The sequence below is a fragment of the Microbacterium sp. zg.Y909 genome (genome assembly GCF_024626565.1).
Genome location: NZ_JANJFJ010000337.1, coordinates 1 through 4,863, shown reverse-complemented (window position 1 = coordinate 4,863; position 4,863 = coordinate 1). Strand labels below are relative to the sequence as shown.

Annotated in this window: 5 protein-coding genes and 1 pseudogene; 4 read left to right on the top strand and 2 right to left on the bottom strand. The window is 72.0% G+C overall.

The window, feature by feature from the left end:
- Positions 1-196: pseudogene (locus NQ160_RS18570) on the bottom strand (3-oxoacyl-ACP synthase III); the annotation flags it as partial.
- Between the two features lie 313 nt (positions 197-509).
- On the opposite strand from NQ160_RS18570, the gene NQ160_RS18565 reads away from it, so the two are divergent.
- The 4 genes from NQ160_RS18565 (at position 510) to NQ160_RS18550 (ending at position 3,652) form a co-directional block, all read left to right on the top strand.
- Entirely contained in the window at positions 510-1,133 is a 624-nt protein-coding gene (locus NQ160_RS18565) for a hypothetical protein (RefSeq protein ID WP_257516601.1), read from the top strand.
- A gap of 107 nt (positions 1,134-1,240) precedes the next feature.
- Positions 1,241-1,840, top strand: a complete 600-nt coding sequence (locus NQ160_RS18560; protein WP_257516600.1) for a copper resistance CopC family protein — start codon at positions 1,241-1,243, stop codon at positions 1,838-1,840.
- A 31-nt stretch (positions 1,841-1,871) separates the two neighbouring features.
- Positions 1,872-2,411 carry a copper chaperone PCu(A)C gene (locus tag NQ160_RS18555; RefSeq protein ID WP_257516599.1) on the top strand — a complete coding sequence of 180 codons (540 nt, stop codon included), beginning with the start codon at positions 1,872-1,874 and terminating at the stop codon, positions 2,409-2,411.
- Positions 2,411-3,652: a Dyp-type peroxidase gene (locus NQ160_RS18550; RefSeq protein ID WP_257516598.1), complete on the top strand. Its 1,242-nt coding sequence runs from the start codon at positions 2,411-2,413 to the stop codon at positions 3,650-3,652. Before NQ160_RS18555 ends, NQ160_RS18550 begins: the two co-directional genes overlap by 1 nt.
- A gap of 112 nt (positions 3,653-3,764) precedes the next feature.
- Here NQ160_RS18550 and NQ160_RS18545 read toward each other — a convergent pair whose 3' ends face one another.
- The gene (locus NQ160_RS18545) at positions 3,765-4,508 is read right to left on the bottom strand and encodes a phosphotransferase (RefSeq protein WP_257516602.1); all 744 of its coding nucleotides are present in this window, start codon (positions 4,506-4,508) and stop codon (positions 3,765-3,767) included.
- Positions 4,509-4,863 lie beyond the last annotated feature (355 nt).

Below are 4,863 nucleotides of genomic sequence, written 5' to 3'. Positions count from 1 at the left end.
TTTCGCCCGCCGCCCAGTTGCGCCGCTCGAGCACTCCGGCGACGCGCTTCAGCATTCCGCTGTGGAGCCGGAGGCGCTTGAGCGAGGGCGCGAGACGCTCCTCGATGTCGTCCGAGGTGGTCACCCGGCCGGGGAGAACGCTCGCGACCGAGAGCAACGCGACGTTATCGAAGCGGGCGGTGGCGTTGCCGGACACTGATCCTCCTTCGGGAGGTCGGTACATACCTCCTCGTAGGTTTTACCCCACTCCGTCTGTGTGTTGCCGGGGGTTGCGCTTCGCTCACCCGCCTGCTCTTGCTTGCCCGCCCCGAGGGCGTGCCGTCACGCGGACGTGCGCCCATCGCCGCCGTGGCCAGGGTGGCGGCAGGCGACTCGGTGAGGGACGGCAGCGAGCGCAGCCACCCCGCGATCGACGACGAATCCATGCGCTCATCTTGGCGGAGCGGGCCGCGCCGCGATACGGCTGCGCCGGGGAGGGGGCAACCGGGCAGGCCTGCCAGAATGGGACCGTGCACCCCTCCCGAGCCTCACGCGTCGTCCGCGGCGCGCTCGCGGCTACGGTGGCCACGTTCGTGGCACTGGTGTCGCACGTCACCGCCGGCGGGCAGGTGCCCGGCTGGATCGGCATCGTCGTCCCGCTGATCCTCTCGCTCGCCGTGTGCACCGTTCTGGTGGGTCGCCGGCTGTCGCTGTGGCGGCTCTCGCTCGGCGTGGGCGTCAGCCAGGCGCTGTTCCACACCCTCTTCGTGCTCGGCGCGTTCTCGCCCTCCGCTGCGGCGGGCGGCACTCCCGGTCACCATGCGCACGGCGCCGTCGCGTCGACCCCGCTCGCCGACACGCTCGTGTCGACGCCGCCTCCGGCGGATGCCGCGATGTGGCTGATGCACGGCCTCGCCGCCGTCGTGACCGTGGCCGCGCTGTACCGGGGAGAGCGCGCGCTCATCCGGATGCGGGCCGTCGCGGGGGAGTTCGCGCGCTGGGCGCGACGTCGTCTCATCCCCGCGGTGTGCCTTCCGGCGCCTGCGCCGGCACGCCGTCTCGCTACGTCCTCCGCAGAACCTGCGCGTCCGCTTCGCCTGCGGTTCGCCTCGTCGGTCGCCCGTCGCGGCCCACCGCTCGCCCTGACGTTCTGACATTCGCCGACGCCTCCCGATAGCGGGCCGCTTCGGCGTGTTCTGCGCTCGCTCCGAGCGCCCACTGTCTGCGCGCCCGTGTGCCGGGCGCTGGCGAAAGGTCTGTCATGTCCCCGTTCCGCAAGTTCACCGCCGGCGTGGCCGCCGCTGTCGTCGTCGTGCTGGCGGCCGCCGGCCCCGCCTCGGCCCACGACGAACTGTCGTCGAGCAGCCCGGCCGCCGACGAGCGGCTGGAAACCGCGCCGGCATCCGTGTCGTTGGAGTTCACCGCCGATGTGATGCAGGTGGGCGCGCTCGTCATGATCGCCGACGCCGACGGCGGCGACTGGGCAGCCGGCGAACCGGTCGTCGAGTACAGCACCGTGACGGTGCCGGTGGAGGAGGGCATGCCCGAGGGCGGCTATGAAGTGCGGTGGCGCGTCGTCTCGTCGGACGGCCACCCCATCTCCGGTGTGATCCCCTTCACGGTGGGTGACGCCGAACCGCTGCAGCGGCCGGCGGATGCCGGTGCCGACGCGGGCGCCGACGATGCGGCATCCACCGCTGAGTCAGAGCAGCAGAGTCAGAACACATCGCAGGACGGCGGCCTCGCGCGGGTCGCCGTCATCGGCGCGGTCGGGGCAGCGGTCGCTGTCGCCGCCTTCGCCGGCATCCACTTCCTTCGCCGCCGGCGCTCTGCCGGCGCCTCCGACGAGCCGGGCAACTGAGACCCGCGTCGGCTTCCCGAAAGGCAATTCTGTGATCACTCGCTCCACCCGCATCCGTCTCGGCGCTCTTCTCGCCGCCGGCGCCCTCGCCCTCACCGGCTGCGCGTCCGCCACTCCCGCCGCCGACACCGACACGGTCGCCGTCGCGGCGGGCGACGTCGTCACCATCAGCGACGCCTGGGTGAAGGCCGCAGAGTCCGGCATGTCCGCCGGCTTCGGTGAACTCATCAACGACAGCGACACCGACGTCACCGTGGTCTCGGCCACCACCGAAGCCGCATCGATGGTCGAGCTGCACGAAACCGCCGCCGACGATGGCGGTCAGATGGTCATGCGCGAGGTCGAGGGCGGCTTCGTCATCCCGGCGAACGGCGCGCTCACGCTCGAGCCCGGCGGCAACCACCTCATGCTCATGGGTCTCACCGCTCCGCTGGTCGCGGGCGAGGAAGTCGAGGTCACCCTCACGTTCTCGGACGACTCGACGTACGCCTTCACCGCACCCGTGAAGGACTACGCCGGCGCGAACGAGACCTACGAGGGCGAGGACACGCACGAGAAGACCGACCACTGATGGGCACCCGTGATCGGGCCGACCGTTCCGGTCGCCCCGGACCCACGCGGCGACAGTTCCTCTTCGGGGGAGCCGTCGCCGGTGTCGGCGCCGTCAGTGCCATCGGGATCGATGCCGCCCTGCGCCGCGCAGCCGACCCGGGGCAGGTGGATGCCGGTGCCTCGGTGCCGCTCAATGGCGAGGTGACCGTGCCGTTCTACGGCGCGCACCAGGCCGGGATCGACACCGACGCGCAGGCGCACGGCGTCTTTCTCGCGCTCGACCTGCTGCCCGGCACCGATCGGGACGGGTTGCGGCGGATGATGCGCATCGTCACCGACGACGCGGCGCGGATGACGCAGGGTCGCCCGGCGCTGGCCGACTCGGAACCGGAGCTCGCCGTGGCCCCGGCCCGACTGACGGTGACCTTCGGGTTCGGGCCGGGATTCGTCGCGCGCGCCGGCGCCTCGGGCCCGCGGTGGCTGGGCCCGCTGCCGCCGTTCGGCATCGACCGCCTGCAGCCGGAGTACAGCGACGGCGACCTCGTCATCCAGATCGCCGCCGACGATCCGATCACGGTCGCCCACGCCTCGCGGATGCTGCTGAAGGATGTCCGCAGCTTCGCGTCGCTGCGCTGGACGCAGCAGGGCTTCCGCCGGGCGCACGGCTCGGTGCGGCCCGGCACGACCATGCGCAACCTCTTCGGCCAGGTCGACGGCACCACGAACCCGCAGCCGGGCACCACCGACTTCGACACCGTGGTGTGGAACACCACCGACGGGTGGGCTGCCGGCGGCACCGGCATGGTCATCCGGCGCATCGCGATGGACCTCGACAAATGGGACCGCCTCGACCGACCCGGCCGCGACCAGAGCGTCGGACGGTTCCAGTCCAACGGCGCTCCGCTCACCGGCACCGACGAGTTCGACGAGCCGGACTTCGAGGCGACGACGGCTCTCGGGTTCCCCGTCATCCCGGAGTTTTCGCACCTGCGCCGCTCACGCAGCGACAATCCGCAGGAGCGCATGTTCCGCCGGGCATACAACTACGACGACACCCCGGCGGCGGGGCAGATCTCCAACGCCGGGCTCATCTTCGTGGCGTTCCAGGCCGACGTCGAGCGCCAGTTCGTTCCGATACAGCGGCGCCTCGATGAGCTCGACCTGCTCAACGAGTGGACGACGCCGATCGGCTCGGCCGTCTTCGCCGTCCCGCCCGGGTGCGCCGAAGGGGGGTACATCGGCGAGACCCTGCTCGGGTGAGCGGACGGGTGCCGGGCGTTGAGCGGGCGGAGCGAGACGAAACGCGGTGCGTCCGACAGTTTGCGGCGTTTCGTCTCGGGCGCTTCGCGTCCTCGCTCAACGACGGGGTGGGTTACAGGGCCGCGCGCCATACCGCTTCGTGCGCTTGCACGTAGCGGGAGACCGCCTGCCAGTGCTCGCCGTGTCCTTCGGTGAACATCGTCGCCCAGGGCTCGGTGCCGGCGCGCTGCGAGGAGCGCAGCAGATCGTACATCGCCTCGGTCCGCCGGATCATCGCCGCGGGGAGGTCGCTGCGCAGCTGCGCGTCCGCGCCGTATCCGTCGACGAACGCCGCGAGGTCGCGCGCCGACTCGTCGGGCGGGCGCGTGGTGTCGTTGAGGGTGAAGGCCTGGGCCGCGTAGGCGAGGTCCCAGAGGCGGGTGCTGGGAGCAGCGGCATCCCAGTCGATGAAGACCCATCGCTCACCGATGAGCAGGTTCCAGGGGGCGAGGTCGTTGTGGCAGATCAGCTCGTCGCCGGGCGCCGGGATCGCCGTCTGCCAGGTCGCGTCGGGCTCCGCGATGTACGTCGCGCTCGCGTCGTGGATGCCTCGGACGATCGACCCCGCCCGGTGCAGGTCGGCTTCCGAGAGTCGGCCGGCGTCGATCGCGAGCGTGCCCGGGATGAATTCCTGAACCTGTCGCCCCTGGTCGTCGCGGCCCAGAGGAGCGGGGGCATCGACGCCGGCGGCGCGGAGGGTCTCGACGTAGCGGACGACGCTCGGCGTCGCGGCCGTCCACGGCTTGCGGACGGTGTCGCCCACGCGCACGACGGCGGCGCCGCTGGCGTTGCCGCCCGTGAGGGCTTGCTCTTCGATCACCTGTGGAGGCTACCGGCTCGGGGACGCTCGCCCGGCGGCATCCCGCACTGCTCGCTCGCAGTTCGTGCGCGTCGGCGGCGCTTTATGCCGCGGGAACTGCCACCTGAACCGGACGGGTCGCCGCTCAAGTGGCAGTTCGTGCGGCTCGGCGGCGCCGCACGCAACAGAAACCGCCACCTGAACCGGACGGCGCGTCGTTCGGGTGGCAGCTCGTGCGGGTTGGGGCCGCGCCCAGCCGCGTCACCCCCGGCGCCCCACCCCCGCGTCGCGTGCGAGCACGCGGCCCTGCACCAGTCGCACCACCGTGATGAGCACAGCGCCTGCGGCGACCGTGACGGCCAGCGCGGTCACG